The 14,822-nt window shown below is 71.7% G+C and carries 13 protein-coding genes; 6 read left to right on the top strand and 7 right to left on the bottom strand.

What is annotated here, in order from left to right:
* Positions 1–75 precede the first annotated feature (75 nt).
* Positions 76–942: an SCO4651 family lipoprotein gene (locus AC3ET3_RS07740; protein ID WP_432133109.1), complete on the top strand. Its 867-nt coding sequence runs from the start codon at positions 76–78 to the stop codon at positions 940–942.
* Positions 943–1,006: 64 nt separating this feature from the next.
* Here the strand turns inward: AC3ET3_RS07740 and mmsA are convergent, their stop codons facing one another.
* The 5 genes from mmsA to iolC are packed head-to-tail and all read right to left on the bottom strand — an operon-like array spanning position 1,007 to position 7,109.
* Positions 1,007–2,509 carry a CoA-acylating methylmalonate-semialdehyde dehydrogenase gene (mmsA, locus tag AC3ET3_RS07735; RefSeq protein WP_432133110.1) on the bottom strand — a complete coding sequence of 501 codons (1,503 nt, stop codon included), beginning with the start codon at positions 2,507–2,509 and terminating at the stop codon, positions 1,007–1,009.
* Positions 2,510–2,523: 14 nt separating this feature from the next.
* Positions 2,524–4,416, bottom strand: a complete 1,893-nt coding sequence (gene iolD / locus AC3ET3_RS07730) for a 3D-(3,5/4)-trihydroxycyclohexane-1,2-dione acylhydrolase (decyclizing) (RefSeq protein WP_432133111.1) — start codon at positions 4,414–4,416, stop codon at positions 2,524–2,526.
* A complete protein-coding gene (iolB, locus tag AC3ET3_RS07725) occupies positions 4,413–5,234 on the bottom strand; it encodes a 5-deoxy-glucuronate isomerase (RefSeq protein WP_432133112.1) in 822 nt (273 codons plus the stop codon). The genes iolD and iolB overlap by 4 nt, the downstream gene beginning before the upstream one ends.
* A 7-nt stretch (positions 5,235–5,241) precedes the next feature.
* On the bottom strand, positions 5,242–6,159 hold the full coding sequence (locus AC3ET3_RS07720) for a Cgl0159 family (beta/alpha)8-fold protein (protein ID WP_432133366.1): 918 nt from the start codon (positions 6,157–6,159) through the stop codon (positions 5,242–5,244).
* Positions 6,159–7,109, bottom strand: coding sequence for a 5-dehydro-2-deoxygluconokinase (iolC, locus tag AC3ET3_RS07715; RefSeq protein WP_432133113.1), 951 nt, complete (start codon positions 7,107–7,109; stop codon positions 6,159–6,161). The genes AC3ET3_RS07720 and iolC overlap by 1 nt, the downstream gene beginning before the upstream one ends.
* Positions 7,110–7,231: 122 nt before the next feature.
* Here iolC and AC3ET3_RS07710 point away from each other — a divergent pair, with 122 nt between their 5' ends.
* The 3 genes from AC3ET3_RS07710 to AC3ET3_RS07700 all read left to right on the top strand — a co-directional run bounded on the left by AC3ET3_RS07710 (position 7,232) and on the right by AC3ET3_RS07700 (position 9,207).
* Positions 7,232–8,149: a sugar phosphate isomerase/epimerase family protein gene (locus tag AC3ET3_RS07710; RefSeq protein ID WP_435611870.1), complete on the top strand. Its 918-nt coding sequence runs from the start codon at positions 7,232–7,234 to the stop codon at positions 8,147–8,149.
* A 226-nt stretch (positions 8,150–8,375) separates the two neighbouring features.
* Positions 8,376–8,576 carry a helix-turn-helix transcriptional regulator gene (locus tag AC3ET3_RS07705; RefSeq protein WP_432133115.1) on the top strand — a complete coding sequence of 67 codons (201 nt, stop codon included), beginning with the start codon at positions 8,376–8,378 and terminating at the stop codon, positions 8,574–8,576.
* A 67-nt stretch (positions 8,577–8,643) separates the two neighbouring features.
* Positions 8,644–9,207, top strand: coding sequence for a GNAT family N-acetyltransferase (locus tag AC3ET3_RS07700; protein ID WP_435611869.1), 564 nt, complete (start codon positions 8,644–8,646; stop codon positions 9,205–9,207).
* On the opposite strand, the gene AC3ET3_RS07695 is transcribed toward AC3ET3_RS07700, so the two are convergent.
* Positions 9,188–10,231, bottom strand: coding sequence for a zinc-dependent alcohol dehydrogenase family protein (locus AC3ET3_RS07695; protein ID WP_435611868.1), 1,044 nt, complete (start codon positions 10,229–10,231; stop codon positions 9,188–9,190). The two genes, AC3ET3_RS07700 and AC3ET3_RS07695, sit on opposite strands and share 20 nt — an antisense overlap.
* Before the next feature lie 169 nt (positions 10,232–10,400).
* Between AC3ET3_RS07695 and AC3ET3_RS07690 the strand changes: the two genes are divergently transcribed.
* Together AC3ET3_RS07690 and AC3ET3_RS07685 are read left to right on the top strand one after the other, a co-directional pair.
* The gene (locus AC3ET3_RS07690; RefSeq protein WP_435611867.1) at positions 10,401–10,640 is read left to right on the top strand and encodes a heavy-metal-associated domain-containing protein; all 240 of its coding nucleotides are present in this window, start codon (positions 10,401–10,403) and stop codon (positions 10,638–10,640) included.
* Positions 10,641–10,720: 80 nt separating this feature from the next.
* On the top strand, positions 10,721–12,985 hold the full coding sequence (locus AC3ET3_RS07685; protein ID WP_435611866.1) for a heavy metal translocating P-type ATPase: 2,265 nt from the start codon (positions 10,721–10,723) through the stop codon (positions 12,983–12,985).
* Positions 12,986–13,467: 482 nt separating this feature from the next.
* Here AC3ET3_RS07685 and AC3ET3_RS07680 read toward each other — a convergent pair whose 3' ends face one another.
* A complete protein-coding gene (locus tag AC3ET3_RS07680; protein WP_432133120.1) occupies positions 13,468–14,757 on the bottom strand; it encodes a citrate synthase in 1,290 nt (429 codons plus the stop codon).
* Positions 14,758–14,822: the final 65 nt, after the last annotated feature.

Genomic DNA, 14,822 nt, shown 5'->3' with positions numbered 1-14,822 from the left:
ACACAGGTGCAGTCGGCACGCGGGTGCGGACGCACACGCGTACGGACGACACACGGATTTCGGGTGGGGACACACATGAAGCTGAAGCACACGGCTGCCTGGGTGGGGCTCACGGCGGCGGTGATGGTGGCCACGGCCGCCTGCGGCGGGGGTTCGGCGAAGGACACCGCCAAGGAGGCCGGGAAGAAGGCGGGCACGGTCGCCGACAAGGGCGTGGCCCAGATCAAGGCGGCTCTCACGCGCGCCACCGACCGTACCGAGCAGGTCGGTTCGGCCCAGGTGAAGATGACGACCGACCTGGGCAACGGCACGTCGGTCGCCTCGGAAGGCACCTACTCCTGGGGCGACGGCTTCGCGTTCGACCTGGAACTGGACACCGCCCAGGCCAACATGCAGCAGCTCCAGGACGACCCGAAGATGCGCATGCTGTTCGTGGACGGCGCCTACTACTACGACATCGACCCCCAGCCCTCCGGCCCGATCGCGGGCAAGGAGTGGATGAAGCTCGACGGCTCGGCCCTCTTCGGCGAGTCGGGCGCGCAGGCCATGAGCGGGAGCAACGGCAGCCCGTCGGCGTCCATGAAGGGCCTGAAGTACGCCGACGACGTCAAGGACCTCGGCAGCGAGACGGTCAACGGCAAGAGCACCGAGCACTACCGGGCCGTCATCGGCCCCGAGAAGATGGGCCAGTTCAAGGACGCCCTCAGCGGGGACGACTCCATGATGGGCGCGGTGACCGGGGGCGCGGACTCCATCGTCATGGAGGTCTGGGTCGGCGACGACGACCTGCCCGTCCGCCTGGTCGAGGAGATCGGCCGGCTCACGGTCTCCATGGACTTCGAGAAGTTCGGCAGGACGGCCCGGGTGACGGCCCCGCCGGCCTCGGAGACCGGTGACCTGACCGAGCAGTTCAAGGCGGCCCAGCAGAAGCAGCAGGGCTGAGCACGGCGGTGCCCCGTCCGGTCCTCCCGGTGAGGAGGACCGGACGGGGCACCGGTGCGCCGGCTCAGTGGTTGCGCGGGAAGCCCAGGTCCACGCCGGCCGGGGCGTCCGCCGGGTCGGGCCAGCGGGTGGTGACGACCTTGCCGCGGGTGTAGAAGTGCGTGCCGTCGTTGCCGTAGATGTGGTGGTCGCCGAAGAGGGAGTCCTTCCAGCCGCCGAAGGAGTGGTAGCCGACGGGGACCGGGATCGGGACGTTCACGCCGACCATGCCGGCCTCGACCTCCAGCTGGAAGCGGCGGGCGGCGCCGCCGTCCCGGGTGAAGATCGCGGTGCCGTTGCCGAACGGCGAGGCGTTGATGAGGGCCACGCCCTCCTCGTAGGTGTCGGCGCGCAGCACGCACAGCACCGGGCCGAAGATCTCGTCCTGGTAGGCCTTGGCGCTGGTCGGCACCTTGTCGAGCAGTGAGATGCCGATCCAGTGGCCGTCCTCGAAACCCTCGACCGTGTGGCCGGTGCCGTCCAGGACGACCTCGCAGCCCTCGGCCGCCGCGCCCTCGACGTAGGACGCCACCTTGTCGCGGTGGACCTTGGTGATGAGCGGGCCCATCTCGGACGCCGGGTCGTTGCCGGGACCGATCTTGATCTTCTCGGCGCGCTCGCGGATCTTCTCCACCAGTTCGTCGCCGATCGCGCCGACCGCCACGACCGCCGAGATGGCCATGCAGCGCTCACCGGCCGAGCCGTAGGCCGCGGAGACCGCCGCGTCGGCGGCCGCGTCCAGGTCGGCGTCCGGCAGGACCAGCATGTGGTTCTTGGCGCCGCCCAGGGCCTGCACGCGCTTGCCGTGCGCGGAGGCGGTGGTGTGGATGTAGCGGGCGATGGGGGTGGAGCCGACGAAGGAGACGGCCTTGACGTCCGGGTGCTCCAGCAGACGGTCGACGGCCGTCTTGTCGCCGTGGACGACGTTGAAGACACCGTCGGGCAGACCGGCCTCGGCCAGCAGCTCGGCGATCCTCAGGGAGGCCGACGGGTCCTTCTCGGACGGCTTCAGCACGAAGGTGTTGCCGCACGCGATGGCGATGGGGAACATCCACATCGGCACCATGGCCGGGAAGTTGAACGGCGTGATGCCCGCGACGACACCGAGCGGCTGACGGATCGACGAGACGTCGACACGGCTGGCGACCTGCGTGGACAGCTCGCCCTTCAGCTGCACGTTGATCCCGCAGGCCAGGTCCACGATCTCCAGGCCGCGGGCGACCTCGCCGAGCGCGTCGGAGTGGACCTTGCCGTGCTCGGCGGTGATCAGCTCGGCGATCTCGTCGCGGTGCGCGTCCAGCAGCGCGCGGAAGCGGAACAGGATGGTGGTGCGCTGGGCCAGCGAGGACTGGCCCCACGACAGGTAGGCGTCCTTGGCGGCCGCCACCGCCGCGTCGACCTCCTCGACGGAGGCGAACGCGACCTGGGTGGTGACCGCGCCGGTCGCCGGGTCGGTGACCGGCCCGTACGTGCCCGACGCGCCCTCGACGGCCTTGCCGCCGATCCAGTGGTTGACGATCTTCGTCATGCCCGGTTACTCCTTCACAGATGGCGGCGTCGGGTTGAGACGTGCCGTTCGTACAGCTCACGTGCCTTGACCGCGGACGCTCGGGTCGCGGTCTCGGCCACAGGAACATCCCACCAGGCCTGCGCGGCGGGTGCGCCCGACACTGTGTCTGCCGTTTCGGTCTCCACGTAGACACATGTGGGAGTGTCGGCGGCCCGCGCCTCGGCGAGTGCCTCGCGCAGACCGCGCAGGTCACGTGCGTGCAGGACGCGCATGCCGAGGCTGGCGGCGTTCGCCGCCAGGTCGACCGGGAGCGGGGCGCCCGTGTAGGTGCCGTCGTCGGACCGGAACCGGTAGGCGGTGCCGAACCGCTCGCCGCCCACGGACTCCGACAGGCCGCCGATGGAGGCGTAGCCGTGGTTCTGCACGAGGAGGATCTTGATGGCGATCCCCTCCTGCACGGCGGTGACGATCTCCGTCGGCATCATCAGATAGGTGCCGTCGCCCACCAGCGCCCACACGGGCCGGTCCGGGGCGGCCATCTTCACGCCGATCGCCGCCGGGATCTCGTAGCCCATGCAGGAGTAGCCGTACTCCAGGTGGTACTGGTCCCGGGACCGGGTCCGCCACAGCTTGTGCAGGTCGCCGGGGAGCGAGCCGGCCGCGTTGATGATCACGTCGGTCTCGTCGACGATCGCGTCGAGGGCGCCCAGCACCTGCGGCTGGGTGGGGCGTACGTCGATGTCGTCGGCCTCGTAGCAGGCGTCGACGCGCTGTTCCCAGCGCTCCTTGTCCTCGGTGTACTCGGTGACGTAGGCCGGCGCGACCCGGTGGTCGTGGATCTCCAGCGCCTCGGTGAGTTCCGACAGGCCGCTGCGGGCGTCCGCGACCAGGGGCAGCCCGGCGAGCTTGTGGCCGTCGTAGGGGGCGATGTTGAGGTTGAGGAAGCGGACGTCCGGGTTGGTGAAGAGGGTGCCGGAGGCCGTGGTGAAGTCGGTGTAGCGGGTGCCGACACCGATCACCAGGTCGGCGGTGCGGGCGAGTTCGTCGGCGGTGGCGGTGCCGGTGTGGCCGATGCCGCCGACGTCCTGGGGGTGGTCGTGGCGCAGGGAGCCCTTGCCGGCCTGGGTGGAGGCGACCGGGATGCCGGTGGTCGCGGCGAACTCGGCCAGGGCCTCCTCGGCGCGACTGTGGTGGACCCCGCCGCCGGCGACGACCAGGGGCCGCCGGGCGCCGCGGACCGCCCGCACGGCCTCGGCGAGCTCGGTCGGGTCCGCGCCCGGGCGGCGGACCACCCAGGTGCGCTCGGCGAAGAACTCGTCGGGCCAGTCGTAGGCCTCGGCCTGGACGTCCTGCGGCAGTGCGAGGGTGACCGCGCCGGTCTCGACGGGGTCGGTGAGGACCCGCATGGCCTGCAGCGCGGCCGGGATCAGCGCCTCGGGGCGGGTGATCCGGTCGAAGTACCGGGAGACCGGGCGCAGGCAGTCGTTGACGGAGACGTCGCCCGCGTAGGGCACCTCGAGCTGCTGCAGCACCGGGTCGGCGGGGCGGGTGGCGAAGGTGTCGCCGGGCAGCAGCAGCACCGGCAGGTGGTTGATGGTCGCGAGGGCGGCGCCGGTGACCAGGTTGGTGGCGCCGGGGCCGATCGACGTCGTCACCGCGTGCGCGGACAGGCGGTTGGACTGGCGGGCGTAGCCGACGGCCGCGTGCACCATGGACTGTTCGTTGCGGCCCTGGTGATAGGGCATCACCTCGCCGTACTCCACCAGCGCCTGGCCGAGGCCGGCCACGTTGCCGTGGCCGAAGATGCCCCAGGTCGCGCCGATCAGCCGGCGGCGTTCGCCGTCGCGCTCGGTGTACTGGGCGGCGAGGAAGCGGACGAGCGCCTGGCCGGTCGTGAGCCTCGTCGTCGAGGTCCGTACCGTCATCGGTAACCCCCTGTGGTGTCTACGTGGTCGGGGTGGAAGCAGATCCGCCATTCCCGCGTGGCGCCGGGCCCCGCCATGACGTTCAGGTAGTACATGTCGTGCCCGGGCTGGGCGACGGACGGTCCATGCCAGCCGTCGGGGACGAGGACCGCGTCGCCGGAGCGGACCTCGGCGAGGACGTCGGCGCCGCCCTCGCGGGAGGGGAACACGCGCTGGTAGCCGAAGCCGTTCGGGCCGTCGATCTCGAAGTAGTAGATCTCCTCCAGCCGCGACTCCTCGCCCGGCCGGTGCTCGTCGTGCTTGTGCGGCGGGTACGAGGACCAGTTGCCGCCCGGTGTGATCACCTCGACGGCGATCAGCCTGTCGCAGTCGAAGCTGTCGGCGGAGGCGAAGTTGCGCACCTGGCGGGTGCAGGTGCCGCTGCCGCGCACCTCGACGGGAACCTCCGGCGCGGGGCCGTAGCGGGCGGGGAGTCGTCGCTCGCACTTCGCTCCTGCCAGGGCGAAGCGGCCTCCCGCGCCGGAGGCGATCTGGACCTGGGCGTCCCGGGGCACGTACGCGAAGTCGGAGACCGACGCGAACACACTCTTCCGGCCCAGGAGTTGGAACTCGTCTCCCGCCGTTCGCACGGTACATGCGCCCTGCAGCGGAAGCACGATCCATTCGCTGTCACCGGTGGCGAAGGTGTGCTCGCCACCCGGTTCCAGCTCGATGACGCGCAGACTGCTGTGGGTCCAGCCGGCCCTCTCCGGGTCGACGGCGAGGACGTGGTCCCCGTCGGCGGTGGTGCCCGCGGGCAGGTACAACTCGTGGTTCATGCGGCCCTCACAGCAGTCCTACGGCGGTGTCCACGGCGGCGGCGACATCCCCGTCCGCCGGGTAGAGCAGGGAACGGCCGACCACCAGGCCGCGCACGGTGGGCAGGCGCAGCGCGCCGCGCCACTTCTCGTACGCCCCGGCCTGCTCCTCGGCGGAGCCCCCGACCTCGCCGCCGAGCAGGACGGCGGGCAGGGTGGAGGTCTCCATCACCTCGGCCATGTCGTCGGGGTTCTCGGTGACGGGCAGCTTCAGCCAGGTGTAGGCGGAGGTGCCGCCGAGGCCGGAGGCGATGGCGATGGACCGGGTGACGGCCTCGGCGGACAGGTCGTTGCGCAGCCTTCCGTCCGGGGCACGCCGGCTGATGAACGGCTCGACGAACAGCGGGAGCCGGCGCGCGGCCATGGCGTCGACGGCGCGGGCGGTGGTCTCCAGGGTGGTCAGGGAGCCCGGGTCGTCGTAGTCGATGCGCAGCAGCAGCTTGCCGGCGTCGAAGCGGAGGCGTTCGAGGTCCTCGGCCCGGTGGCCGGTGAACCGGTCGTCGAGTTCGAAGCGGGCGCCCTGCAGGCCGCCCCGGTTCATCGAGCCCATCACCACCTTGCCGTCGAGGGCGCCGAGCAGCAGCAGGTCGTCGAGGATGTCGGCGGTGGCGAGGACGCCGTCGACGCCGGGCCGGGACAGGGCCAGGCAGAGGCGTTCGAGGAGGTCGATCCGGTTGGCCATGGCCAGCTTGCGGTCCCCGATGCCGAGTGCGCCGCGCGCCGGGTGGTCGGCGGCGACGATCATCAGTCGCCCGGAGTCGCCCAGCAGGGGCCGGCGGACGCGCCGCGCGGCGGCCTCGGCGACGGCCTCGGGGCGTTCGGCGCGCAGCCGGACCAGTTCGGAGACGTCGACCGGCGGCGCGGTGGCGGCGGCCTGGCCGGGGATCACAGCACCGCTCCCGCCGTGACGGCGTTCTCGATCTCCGTGCTCGTCGGCATCGCCGACGAGCATTCCAGGCGGGAGGCGACGATGGCGCCGGCCGCGTTGGCGTGGCGCATGATCTTCTCCAGATCCCATCCGGCGAGCAGGCCGTGGCAGAGCGAGCCGCCGAAGGCGTCGCCGGCGCCGAGGCCGTTGAGGACGGTCACGGGCAGCGGCGGGACCTCGGCCGAGTCGCCCGCGCTGCTGACGGCGAGGACGCCCTTCGGGCCCTGCTTGACGACCGCCAGTTCGACACCGGCGTCGAGCAGGGCGCGGGCGGCGGCGTGCGGGTCGCGCACCCCGGTGGCGACCTCCACCTCGTCGAGGTTGCCGACGGCGACGGTGGTGTGGCGCAGGGCCTCGGTGTAGAAGGGGCGGGCGGCGGCCGGGTCGGTCCAGAACATGGGGCGCCAGTCGAGGTCGAAGACCGTCGGGCCGGACTTGGCGCGGTGTGCGAGGGCGGCCAGTGTCGCCGTGCGGCTCGGCTCCTCGCTCAGGCCGGTGCCGGTCACCCAGAAGACGCGGGCCTCGCGGATGGCGCCGAGGTCGAGGTCGTGGGCGTCGATCTCCAGGTCGGGCGCCTTGGGCTGCCGGTAGAACCAGAGCGGGAAGTCGTCCGGGGGGAACACCTCGCAGAAGGTGACCGGTGTGGGCAGGCCGGGGACCGCGGTGACCCAGCGGTCGTCCACGCCGAAGTCGCGCAGCGCCTGGTGCAGGTAGGCGCCGAAGGCGTCCTCGCCCGTGCGGGTGATCACGGCCGTCCGGCGGCCGAGGCGGGCGGCCGCGACGGCGACGTTGGTGGCGGAACCGCCCAGGAACTTCCCGAAGGACGCCACCTGGGCCAGCGGGACCCCCGTCTGCAGTGGATACAGGTCCACTCCGATCCGCCCCATGGTGATCAGCTCGTACGCCATCGGGTTCCCTTCGTCTCGACTCCCCCCGGTTCTAGTGCCGGGAGCCGGGCCCTGTCAATACTTTGTCCAGACATTCGGACCAGCCCTTGACAGCGCTTGCCCCGCACTCCACGCTGACGCCCATGACGTCGTTGTCACCACACTCGGCACTCTCCCGCATCCGGATCGGTTCGGCCCCCGACAGCTGGGGCGTCTGGTTCCCCGACGACCCGGCCCAGGTCCCCTGGCGGCGCTTCCTCGACGAGGTCGCCGACGCCGGCTACGAGTGGATCGAACTGGGCCCGTACGGCTATCTGCCCGCCGACCCCGCCGTCCTCGCCGAGGAGACCGCCCGGCGCGGTCTGAAGGTGTCGGCCGGCACGGTCTTCACCGGGCTGCACCACGGACCGGACGTCTGGGAGAAGACCTGGGCGCACGTCGCCGACAACGCGGCACTGGCCCAGGCGATGGGCGCCCGGCACCTGGTCGTCATCCCGTCCTTCTGGCGGGACGACAAGACGGGCCGGGTGCTGGAACCGGACACGCTGACGCCGCAGCAGTGGCACTCCCTGACCTCGCTCACCGAGCGGCTGGGACGGGAGGTCCGCGAGCGGTACGGGCTGACGATCGTCGTCCACCCGCACGCCGACACCCACATCGACACCGAGGAGAACGTCGAGCGGTTCCTGGACGGGACCGACTCCGACCTGGTGTCGCTGTGCCTGGACACCGGGCACTACGCGTACTGCGGCGGCGACAGCGTCAAGCTCATCGAGACCTACGGGGAGCGGATCGGCTACCTGCACCTCAAGCAGGTCGACCCGGCGGTCCTCGCGGACGTACGGGAGAAGGGGACGCCGTTCGGGCCGGCCGTGGCGCAGGGGGTGATGTGCGAGCCGCCGGCGGGGGTGCCGGAGCTGGGGCCCGTGCTGTCCGCCGCCCAGGGGCTGGGCAGGGAGCTGTTCGCGATCGTGGAACAGGACATGTACCCGTGCGATCCGGACGCGCCGCTGCCGATCGCCCGGCGGACCCGGGCGTTCCTGCGCTCCTGCGGCGCCTAGGAGGTCCGTCCGGGCCCCGGCCCGGTGCACCCGCTTTACCTCCGTTCTGTCACAAACGCCCCTGCCGTGTCACAGGTGTCACATGTACGCGGACCCTGTGTCACACACGGCCAACAGGCACTGTCTCTTGGTCACCGGCCGTCGTTCACGGAGCGGCAGCGCGCCGCGGGGCTCCCCCCGGCGGCCTTCCGGCCGCCGCCCCGTGTGCGCCAGGGAGGTGCGAGTCATGACCGACCAGAGGCTGTGGTCCTACAAGGACATCGCGGCGCACATCCGGGTCCAACCGGACACCGTGCGCTCCTACCGCAAGCACGGGCTACTGCCCGCCCCCGACCACGTCGAGGGCGGCAAACCCTACTGGTACGCCGAGACGGTACGCGCGTGGGCGGCCTCCCGGCCCGGCAACCGGGGGCGCCGACCGGACTGACCCGGCGTCCCCGCCCCTGAGGAAAACCACTGTCCGCCCCACCGGCGCGTGGGGCACAGTGCCGTCCATGGACTTCTCCGTCAAACCGGTGCTCACCGGCGAGAAAACCGTGCTCCGGCCGTTCACCGAGGAGGACGTGCCGACGATGGCGCGGATCCTGGCCGACCCGGAGGTGATCCGGCTGACCGGGAGCCCCGACGCGGCGTTCGACGCCGACCGGCTGCGCGCCTGGTACGGCAGCCGCAACGACCGGCCCGACCGGCTCGACCTCGGCATCGTCGACCGCGCGAGCGGCGAGCTGGTCGGCGAGGCCGTCCTCAACGACTGGGACGAGCCCAACCGCAGCTGCAACTTCCGCATCCTGATCGGCCCGGGCGGCCGGGACCGGGGCCTCGGCACCGAGGCGGTCCGGCTGATGCTGGGCCACGCCTTCGAGGGTCTCGGCCTGCACCGGGTCTCGTTGCACGTCCAGGCCCGCAACCCGCGCGCCCGCCGCGCCTACGAGAAGGCCGGGTTCGTCGCCGAGGGCGTCGTCCGGCAGACCGTGTGGCAGGCCGGCGAGTGGCTGGACGAGGTGGTGATGTCGGTCCTGGCCCCCGAGTGGGCCGCGCTCAACGCCACGGCTCGATGACCGTCACCCCGGCTCCGGGCGCCGTACCCATCGCCGCGAGGGCGTCCGGTACGGCGTCCAGGGCGATCGTCGACGTCACCAGCCGGTCGGGCCGCAGCACGCCGGCCGCGACCGCCCGGAGCATCGCCGGGTAGGTGTGCGCGGCCATGCCGTGACTGCCGATCAGTTCCAGCTCCAGGGCGACCGCACGGGCCATCGGCACGGGGGTCGTGCCGTCCGGGGAGGGCAGCAGTCCGACCTGGACGTGCCGGCCGCGGCGGCGCAGGCCGCCCACGGAGGCGGCGCAGGTGAGCGGGGAGCCGAGGGCGTCGAGGGAGAGATGGGCGCCGCCGCCGGTCAGCTCGCGGACGGCGGCGGCCGGGTCGGCCACCCCGGTGGCGTCCAGGCAGTGGGCCGCCCCGAACTCACGGGCCAGCTCCAGCGCCCTCGGCGAGACGTCGACGGCCACCACCCGGGCTCCCGAGGCCGCCGCGATCATCACCGCGGAGAGACCGACCCCGCCGCAGCCGTGCACCGCGACCCACTCGCCGGCCGCGACCCGGCCCTGCTGCACCACCGCCCGGAAGGCGGTGGCGAACCGGCAGCCCAGCCCGGCGGCGGTGGCGTACGACAGGTCGTCCGGGACCGTGACCAGGTTCACGTCGGCGTGGTCGAGGGCGACGTACTGGGCGAAGGACCCCCAGTGGGTGAAGCCCGGCTGGGTCTGGCGCTCGCACACCTGGTGGTCGCCGGCCGCGCAGGAGGCACAGGCGCCGCAGCCGCACACGAAGGGCACGGTGACCCGGTCGCCGGGGCGCCGACGGGTGACGCCGGGGCCGGCCTCGACGACGACACCGGCCAGTTCGTGGCCGGGCACGTGGGGCAGGACGATGTCGGGGTCGTGCCCCATCCAGCCGTGCCAGTCGCTGCGGCACAGCCCCGTCGCCTCCACCCGGACCACCACCCCGTGGGCGGCCGGGCGCGGGGCGGGCACCTCGCGCACCTCGGCAGGCTCGCCGTACCGCTCGTACACCACGGCCCGCATTCCGGCTCCTCTCCGCCGCCCGGTCGTCCGACCGACCCCGAACGCTAACGGCTCGTTCCGGCCGAGCGGGCGGCACCCCTTTGAGAAATACCCCCTAGGGGTATAGTCTGGTGAGTGGAGGGCCCCACTGGACCCCCTGGTTCCCACACGCCTCGACGAGGAGAACGACATGACCGCCCACACCGACACCCCGGGTACCGTCACCACCGTCTACAAGGTGAGCGGCATGAGCTGCGGCCACTGCGAGGGCGCGGTGTCCGGCGAACTGTCCCAGCTGCCCGGCGTCACCTCGGTGAAGGCCGTCGCCGCGACCGGCGAGGTCACCGTCGTCTCCGCCGCGGAGCCGGACGAGGAGGCCGTGCGCGCCGCGATCGACGAGGCCGGCTACGAACTGACCGGCCGCGCCTGACAACCTCCCGCCCCCCACGGGCCGTACCGACCGTTCCACACTGGTCCCGTACGGCCCGTTCCGCTCCCTGGAGTACGGACATGACCAGCAGCACCGCGCCGATAGCCGGTGAGGACGCGCCCGCCCACGAGGTCGAGCTGCTCATCGGCGGCATGACCTGTGCCTCCTGCGCCGCCCGGATCGAGAAGAAGCTCAACCGCATGGACGGCGTCACCGCCACCGTCAACTACGCGACGGAGAAGGCGAAGGTGGCCTACCCCGAGGGCGTCGGGGTGGCCGACCTGATCGCGACCGTGGTGAGGACCGGCTACACCGCGGAGGAACCGGTACGTGAGGAGGCCGTCGAGGCGGCGCCGGCCGACGGCGGTGACCCGGAGCTCGCCGCCCTGCGCCACCGGCTGCTGGTCACCCTCGCGCTGGCCGCGCCGGTGGTGCTGCTCGCGATGGTGCCGGCCCTGCAGTTCGACAACTGGCAGTGGCTGTCGCTGACCCTGGCCGCGCCCGTGGTGGTCTGGGGCGGCTGGGGCTTCCACAAGGCCGCGTGGACGAACCTGCGGCACGGCTCCTCGACCATGGACACCCTGGTCTCGGTCGGCACGCTCGCCGCGTTCACCTGGTCCCTGTGGGCGCTGTTCCTCGGCGACGCGGGCATGCCCGGGATGCGCCACCCCTTCGAGCTGACCGTCTCCCGCGCGGACGGCGCCTCGACGATCTACCTGGAGGTCGCCGCCGGGGTGACCGCCTTCATCCTGCTCGGCCGCTACCTGGAGGCCCGCTCCAAGCGGCGCGCCGGGGCGGCGCTGCGGGCGCTGATGGACCTCGGCGCCAAGGACGTCGCCGTCCTGCGGGACGGGCGCGAGGTGCGGATCCCCGTGGACCGGCTGGCGGTCGGGGACCGGTTCGTGGTCCGGCCCGGCGAGAAGATCGCCACCGACGGCACGGTCGTCGAGGGCTCCTCGGCGGTCGACGCGTCCATGCTGACCGGGGAGTCCGTGCCGGTGGACGTGACCGTGGGCGACACCGTCACCGGGGCCACCGTCAACGCCGGCGGACGGCTGGTCGTGGAGGCCGGCCGGGTCGGCGCCGACACCCGGCTGGCGCGGATGGCCCGGCTGGTGGAGGAGGCGCAGAACGGCAAGGCCGAGGTGCAGCGGCTGGCCGACCGGGTCGCCGGGGTCTTCGTGCCGGTGGTGCTGGTGATCGCGGTCGTCACCTTCGGGGCCTGGCTGGGCGTCACCGGGGACACCGTCGCCGCGTTCACCGCCGCCGTCGCCGTACTGATCATCGCGTGCCCGTGCGCGCTGGGGCTGGCCACCCCGACCGCGCTGATGGTCGGCACCGGGCGCGGCGCGCAGCTCGGCATCCTCATCAAGGGCCCGGAGGTGCTGGAGTCCACCCGCCGCGTCGACACCGTCCTCCTGGACAAGACCGGCACGGTGACCACCGGGCGGATGACCCTTCAGGAGGTGTACGCCGCCGAGGGCACCGACGAGAAGGAGCTGCTGCGCCTCGCGGGCGCCCTGGAGCACGCCTCCGAGCACCCCGTGGCCCAGGCGGTCGCGGCCGGCGCCGAGGAGCGCGCCGGTGAGCTGCCCGCCGTGGAGCTCTTCGAGAACGTGCCCGGCCGGGGCGTGCGGGGGCGCGTGGAGGGGCGCGAGGTGGCCGTGGGGCGGCTGTACGACGTACTGCCTCCGGAGCTGGCCCGCGCGCGCGAGGCGGCCGAGCGCGAGGGCCGTACGGCCGTCGTGGCGGGCTGGGACGGGGTCGCGCGCGGGGTGCTGGCGGTCGCCGACGCGGTGAAGGAGACCAGCGCCGAGGCGGTGCGCGAGCTGCGCGCGCTGGGGCTGACGCCGATGCTGCTGACCGGGGACAACCGGACGGTCGCCGAGGCCGTGGCCCGGCAGGTCGGCATCGACCCCGGCGACGTGGTCGCGGAGGTGCTCCCCGAGGACAAGGTGGCCGTCGTGCGGCGGCTGCGGGACGAGGGCCGGGTGGTGGCGATGGTCGGGGACGGGGTGAACGACGCCGCCGCGCTCGCCACCGCCGACCTGGGGCTGGCGATGGGCACCGGGACCGACGCGGCGATCGAGGCCGGCGATCTGACGCTGGTGCGCGGGGACCTGCGGGTCGCCGCCGACGCCATCCGGCTGTCGCGGCGGACGCTCGCGACGATCAAGGGAAACCTCGTCTGGGCCTTCGGATACAACGTGGCCGCGTTGCCGCTCGCGGCGGCGGGTCTGCTCAATCCCATGATCGCGGGAGCGGCGATGGCCTTCTCGTCGGTGTTCGTGGTCAGCAACAGCCTGCGGTTGCGGGCCTTTCGCGAGGGCGCGAACCTCACATAAGCTCTTCACAAGCCTCGCGCATCTTCCTTACGCTTGGTTCCTGTTCGCCGTAACAGGGCCCTTGCGCATCTAACGGACATATGCAAGAGACACAGATCACAGTGACGCGAACGTAACCATCGAAGGGGTTCGACGGTCTAAGTTGGCGATGTCAGAAAGCGTCTTGGGGGGCGCCGACTGACGTCTGGAGTTGTCTTGGGGGACTGCTCCAGAGATGCGTTGCCGGGGCACGCACACCGGGAAGCTTTGAGCGGCCCTCCCGGCGTGCGCTGTCCCGGCAGATGCACATCACGCACGATCCCAGCAGTACGGCGAGTTTTGCTCGTTGTGCTCACCAGCGATTCAGGCGCTGTGTCCTCACAGACGCCCGGCCGGATCCCGTGGGGGGAATCCGCACCGGGACATGGGAAGGCGCCCTGGTCGTCGGCCCGTGGGGGGACCGGCGTCAGGGCGCCTTCTGTTACGTGCGCGGGGCTTCGGGGTCAGCGCTGCTCGACCGGGATGAAGTCGCGCTCGACGACGCCCGTGTAGATCTGGCGCGGGCGGCCGATGCGGGAACCCGGCTCCTTGATCATCTCGTGCCACTGGGCGATCCAGCCCGGCAGGCGGCCGAGCGCGAACAGCACCGTGAACATCTCGGTCGGGAAGCCCATGGCCCGGTAGATCAGACCGGTGTAGAAGTCCACGTTCGGGTAGAGGCTGCGCGAGACGAAGTAGTCGTCGGAGAGCGCGTGCTCCTCCAGCTTCAGCGCGATGTCCAGCAGCTCGTCGGACTTGCCGAGCGCGGAGAGGACGTCGTGCGCCGCCGCCTTGATGATCTTCGCGCGCGGGTCGAAGTTCTTGTAGACCCGGTGGCCGAAGCCCATCAGCCGGACGCCGTCCTCCTTGTTCTTCACCTTGCGGATGAAGGTGTCGACGTCGCCGCCGGAGTCGCGGATGCCCTCCAGCATCTCCAGCACCGACTGGTTGGCACCGCCGTGCAGCGGACCCCAGAGCGCGTTGATGCCGGCCGAGATCGACGCGAACATGTTCGCCTGGGAGGAACCCACCAGGCGGACGGTCGAGGTGGAGCAGTTCTGCTCGTGGTCGGCGTGCAGGATGAGCAGCTTGTCCAGCGCCGCGACGACGATCGGGTCGAGGTCGTACTCCTGGGCCGGGACCGAGAAGGTCATGCGCAGGAAGTTCTCGACGTACCCGAGGTCGTTGCGCGGGTAGACGAACGGGTGGCCGATCGACTTCTTGTAGGCGTACGCCGCGATCGTGGGGAGCTTGGCGAGCAGCCGGATCGTGGAGAGGTTGCGCTGCGTCTCGTCGAACGGGTTGTGGCTGTCCTGGTAGAACGTGGACAGCGCGGAGACGACCGAGGACAGCATGGCCATCGGGTGGGCGTCGCGCGGGAAGCCCTTGTAGAAGTTCTTGACGTCCTCGTGCAGCAGGGTGTGCTGCGTGATGTCGTTCTTGAAGGAGGAGAGCTGGTCGACCGTCGGCAGCTCGCCGTTGATCAGCAGGTAGGCGACCTCCAGGAAGGTGGAGCGCTCGGCCAGCTGCTCGATCGGGTAGCCGCGGTAGCGGAGGATGCCCGCCTCACCGTCGAGGTAGGTGATCGCCGATTTATAGGCGGCCGTGTTGCCGTATCCGCTGTCCAGGGTCACCAGACCGGTCTGGGCGCGGAGCTTCCCGATGTCGAAGCCCTTGTCACCGACGGTGCTGTCGATCACCGGGTAGGTGTACTCGCCGTCGCCGTACCGCAGTACTACAGAGTTGTCGCTCACGTCTTCCCTCACCGACGTTGTGCCTCATCTTCGAGGTTGCCCTGACTGTCTCTACCATCCCCCAT

It is taken from the genome of Streptomyces sp. bgisy159, from assembly GCF_057707805.1.
Note: the sequence above shows the minus strand (reverse complement) of the source record. Positions and strands in the feature narration are given on the sequence as shown.